The sequence below is a fragment of the Kordia sp. genome, from assembly GCF_045105435.1.
Taxonomy (GTDB): Bacteria; Bacteroidota; Bacteroidia; order Flavobacteriales; family Flavobacteriaceae; genus Kordia.
Genome location: NZ_JBGCDL010000269.1, coordinates 1 through 5,517, shown reverse-complemented (window position 1 = coordinate 5,517; position 5,517 = coordinate 1). Strand labels below are relative to the sequence as shown.

4 protein-coding genes are annotated in these 5,517 nt (G+C 34.5%); all 4 read right to left on the bottom strand.

The genetic code is table 11. The annotated features are described in order from the left end of the window. Positions 1-266 precede the first annotated feature (266 nt). Positions 267-836 carry a hypothetical protein gene (locus AB8B65_RS13935; RefSeq protein WP_405301738.1) on the bottom strand — a complete coding sequence of 190 codons (570 nt, stop codon included), beginning with the start codon at positions 834-836 and terminating at the stop codon, positions 267-269. Positions 837-839: 3 nt separating this feature from the next. Next, positions 840-1,325, bottom strand: a complete 486-nt coding sequence (locus AB8B65_RS13930) for a hypothetical protein (protein ID WP_405301737.1) — start codon at positions 1,323-1,325, stop codon at positions 840-842. 164 nt (positions 1,326-1,489) lie between these two features. After that, complete coding sequence (locus AB8B65_RS13925; protein ID WP_405301735.1) at positions 1,490-4,168, bottom strand: glycoside hydrolase family 3 C-terminal domain-containing protein; 2,679 nt, start codon at positions 4,166-4,168, stop codon at positions 1,490-1,492. Positions 4,169-4,172: 4 nt separating this feature from the next. Continuing rightward, a partial coding sequence (locus AB8B65_RS13920) for an alpha-L-fucosidase (RefSeq protein WP_405301734.1) occupies positions 4,173-5,517 on the bottom strand: 1,345 nt, incomplete at its 5' end.

The window sequence follows — 5,517 nt, the reverse complement described above, 5'->3', positions numbered from 1 at the left end:
AGGCCTTAAGACTTAGAAAGCAACGACCTTAAAGAAACCATTTTAAAAAGTGCTAATTTGCCCAAACCAAACTCTAATGGTTTTAAACTATTCAGGCTAATTGCGAGCAGTTGGGGTTTTTAACAATATGTTCGCTAACGGTAAACTGTATGGTTAGTGGCGTGTTAAAATTCTATAACTTTCGGCAAGCAATAACCTTTATAAAAAGAACCTAATTTTAAGGTTTGCTCTTTGTAGCCATTAACTATACAGATTGTTAGCCTTTGTTATTTTGATTCGTTAAACATATTAAATTCAGCCAAAATTGGAATTTCGTTTGAATTTGTTCTAAACTTTTTTTGATATTCCATATACACCAAATCATAATCTTTCATTTTACTCCAAGCGTTATGTTTCATATTTGGAAACATAGATTTTTGAATTATACTATCAATAGGAATATGGAAATATATTGCATTTTTTTCTATTGAAGGAATTCTTTTGTTTCCAAACAATAACCAATATTTTAAAGTCATATTAACCCATTTTTGAGATTGACCTATGGATAATTTTTTCCATTTATTTTTTAAACCTAAAACTATCTTTCTATGTTCTGTGTCAAATTCGTTTTGGTTAGATAAATCTTTACTTATAAATTCTTTTAATTTTTTGACAAGGTAGTATTCTGTTTCTTTTCTAGTTATCTCTCGTTGTAGTTTTGTTTCGTTTTTTAAATGAAGTGTTCTGCTAAAATCAAGATATGCTCTTTTAACTCCAGCGAAATAAAAATCCGTTACTACTCCAAAATAGAGTCGTATAAGAAAATTTTCTTTGATTTCAAGACTTATTAAATTCATAAATCAGTTGCTTATTTTATAGTGTAAATTAAAAGGATTATAATTTACTTCATTTATTTTTAAATGCTCTTTTTTGTTTGATACATAACTTATTTTCAACTCCTTTTTATCAGCAAGTTTTTCTTTGAAGTTTTTTGAATATGTTATTCCATTAAATTCTGAACTTTTGACCTCAAAACCAGTTATCATATCATCTACAATTTTTCCGTTATTGCAAGGCATTACATATACTTCAATAATTCCCTTGTCTTTGTAATTTGAAACTGCTATTTCAGCAACCTTGTTATTCCCATTTTCATAAACTTTGTAAAGAGTGTTGTAAAATTTTCCCCAATCTTTATCGTATCTGATATCCATTGATTTCTTGTAAGATATTTTTCTGTAATCGTTTGTTGTGTCAAAAGTTTTTGTTTCAAGTACAACTCCATTTGATTGTGAGGAAACACTTAAACTAATCAATAATATTATTCCTGTAATTATTTTTTTCATAGTTCGTTTTAATAAAGGCTAACGTATTCGTGTATGGTTTGTTGCGATTAGCAACTAAGATAGCAAAAGGGAACGAACCTGAGGAAAATTCAGAGAATTTTCCAATTGGAACATAAACACCTAAGCAATGAATTATACACGTTGTTGTGCTTAGTGCTTTAAATTTACTCGACTTTTACTGTTTTTCTCAAACGTATATCGTTAGACGATGAACCAATTGTTATTCGATAATTACCTTGTTCAACCGTGCGTTTCAGTTCTTTATCAACTAGGGCGAGCATTTTAGGTGTTATTTCAAAGGTTAATGTCTTTGATTCTCCTTTTTTTAGATGCACCCTTTGAAAACCTTTAAGTTCTGAGATCGGTCTTACGATCGATGCGTATTCATCTTTAATATATAATTGTACAACCTCGTCTCCGTCAAAATTCCCAGTATTTGTTATTGTGCATGTAAGTGACACACTTTCTAATGAGTGGATGGTACTTTTTTCTAATTGTAAATTACTATATTCAAATGTAGTATAGCTTAAACCATAGCCAAACGGAAATAATGGTTTTCCAGATAAATTAATATAATCATCACCGCGACCTGTGGGCTTATGATTATAATATAATGGAACCTGTGCTACATCAATTGGGAATGTTATGGGTAATCGTCCTGCGGGATTGTAATCTCCAAAAAGCACATCTGCCACTGCATTTCCACCTTCATCGCCTGGATACCAAACATGAAGTACTGCAGGTACTTTTTTTAACCAATTTTTCATAGTAATGGCACTTCCGCCAACTAAAACAACCACAGTAGGTGTTCCTGTCTCAGTTACTGCATTTATCAATTCCTCTTGATAACCAGGTAACGATAGAAATGCTCTATCTCTAAATTCGCCCTCCTCAATTCCTACACAAACTATAGCTATATCAGATGATTTGGCAATTGTTACTGCCTCTGCAATTCTATTTTTCCAGTTGTTTTCAATGCCAGCATTCCAAATTAGTTTAAACCAAACGTTTCCCGTGGTTTCATAGAATTCAACCTTGAGGTCATAGACTTTCCCTTTTACAAATTTGTAGGGTGTGGTAATTTGTTGTACCGTTTGCTTTTTCCAGTTATCAATGATTAACTCATCATTTATGTACACACGATAGCCATCATCCCCTTTAATTCCAAGGTCGATAGTTCCCGTCTCTGGTGCTAAAAGTTTGCCTGTCCATCTTGCTGCATAATAGTCATAGTTGATTTTACTTTGGTCTGGTGAAAAAAGGGTCCATCTAAAATCAATGTTTTTATCAATTCTAGACAAAGCTGGCTCCCCTTTAAGTGTAATATTATTGAAATACTCACCTTTGAGCCCCAGTTGTTTCTCGCCATTCACCATATGAAAAAGGTTCGCTTCAGGAACAGCTACAAAATCTTCAATTATTCTTTCTGTGCCTCTTGAATAGTTCACCTTTACTTTATTTCCGACCTTATTTTGAATACCTTTTAAAATACTCACTGGATTATTTCCTGGTCCGGAATAACCGCCCAATCGACTTTCATTAGCATCTGGTCCAATAACTGCAATGGAATTAATGGTCTTTTTAAAAGGAAGCGTTTCTGTATCGTTTTTAAGCAATACGATAGATTCTAAAGCGGCTGTTTTAGCCAGTGATTTGTTTTTTACAACGCTATTTTGATTTTCTAAATCATCGATGTTTACGTATGGATTATCAAATAAACCCAACTTAAATTTAGCATACAATACACGTCTTACGGCTTCTTCAATAGCGTTTTCATCAATCATACCTTTTTCAAAAGCTTCATAAAATAACGGATAGTGGTTATAGGATGTTTGGAAAATAACATCGAGTCCACCTTCTATAGCTTGTTTTGTAGACTCGGCATAATCTTTAGCGGTGAAGTGTAGCACATTGGCACCTCCAACGGCTCCAGCATCAGAAATGACAAAGCCTTTAAAACCCCAATCTTTTTTTAGTTTTTGGTTTAGTAATTCATTACTTGCTGTGGCTTGTGTGCCATCAACAGAATTATAAGCCGTCATAATAGACCGGGCATTTCCTTCTTGAATACTTGCTTTAAAAGCTGGGTAATAAATTTCTTCTAATATGCGGTCGTTAAAATGAATAGGATAAGAATCTCTACCGCCATCACCAACATTAGCAACAAAGTGTTTTGGTGTGGTAATGACGCCACGTTCTTCAAATGCTTTAATATATGATACCGCCATTTTTGAAGTCAGAAATGGGTCTTCTCCATAGGTTTCTTCAACTCGTCCCCAACGCACATCGCGGGCAATATTAATAACTGGCGATAAGTTTTGGCGAATGCCTCTAGACCTAACCTCAGTAGCTATAGCTGCCGCCACGGTATCCATTAATTTTGTATTGAATGAAGCAGCAAGTCCAATAGCTTGAGGGAAAACTGTCGCATCTTCACGAATGAGACCATGTAAGGCTTCATCAAATGGAATTATAGGAATGCCGAGTCGAGTTTCTTCTATGAAATATTTTTGCATTTCATTAATGAGTACAGCTGTTTCTTTTGCCTTTCCTCCGCCAGAATAGTCCAAAATTTGTTCTGCACTATTACTCGAAGAGCTTTTGGTAGCCACTTGAAATCCAAAAATACCATGTTTGTACTTTTCTTTTCCTTCTGAAATATCACCTGGAATCATAAAGAGCTGCCAAAATTTTTCTTCAATTGTCATTCTACCTAATAAATCGTCAACACGCGCATCAATATTAACATCAGGATTTTTGTAGATGAGTATATCTTCCGTATTACAGGATTGAATTAAAACTAATATTGAAACAGTAAAAAATAGGCGTGTAAAATTCTTCATTAGGCTACTTTAACTTTGAAATCTTTAGAGTCCATACAAATTTACTAGGCGGATTATTACGAAGTTTCTTTGGAATGTCTACCGTAAAACCTTTGCCACTTTTAGACCATTTTAGAGGTTGGTTGTAGCCTAATAGTTCTACAGTTGCTCCTTCACTAGGTTGATGAGAATTCACTGTAATCGTAGAAGGCATTATTTTTTCATCTTCTGCTGCCATATAAAAGAAATAGGCATTGCCATTTTCTTGTTGTGTCATGCATATATTGTCTTCTTTGTATGGTGCTAGGGTAGAACTATTGTAAATTGCTTCACTGTTAATATTCATCCAGTTTTCGTAGTCCTTTAATAACCTGTAGGCGCCATCTTGCCATTCTCCGCTTGGTGTTGGTGCGATATTTAAGAGTAAGTTTCCTCCTTTTGCAACAATATCTACCAACATTTGCACGCCTTTATATCCAGACATATAAACGGCATCATGGGTATATGCCCAGCCACCACCAGAAATAATACACGATTCCCAGGGGTATGGTAATTTTTTTTCTGGAACTCGGTTTTCTGGCGTTAAGTAGTTCTGATTTTTGCCGTGTACAGCTCTATCAACAACTATTAATCCTGGTTGTTTATCTCGAAGTTTGCCAACGAGCTCATCCATTCTAATGTCTTGAGATACCATTCTATGTTTGATAAAGCCGTTAGCAGCTTTATTTTCAGCAAATTTTTCTGCATAGTTTTCATCAATATTTTGTTGGTCTCGTTTTTTAACCCAACCACCATCTAACCAAACAATATCAATGTCTCCATAATCAGTAGCTAATTCTAAGAGTTGGTTGTGGGTAAATTGCACAAAAGTTTCCCATTTTTTTGGATATAATGCTGGGTCATAATTGACGTTTCTGTCAAAAGCAGGCCAGTAAGGATCCCAATAACTTTTATGATTCCAATCTGGTTTCGAAAAATAGGCACCAACCCACATATCTTCTTTTCTAAAAGCATTAAAAATTTCTTTGGTAATATTTGCTCTAGGATTCGAGCTGAAGGCACATTCCTCGTCCGTTACTTTATAATCTGTGTATTTAGAATCAAACATTGAAAATCCGTCATGATGTTTAGTAGTAAAAATCATATAACGCATCCCCGCGGCTTTAGCGGCTTTAGACCATTTTTCGGGATTAAATTTTACAGGGTTGAAGGTTTTTTTTAGTCCTTCGTATTCTTTAACGTATTCATTGTCATTTCCTGGATTACTTCCTTTTTTACGTTCGCACCAACCGTAATCTTCAGGGCAAATAGACCAGGATTCTACAATACTCCATTGGCTATAGGCGCCCCAATGCATGAGTAATCCAAAT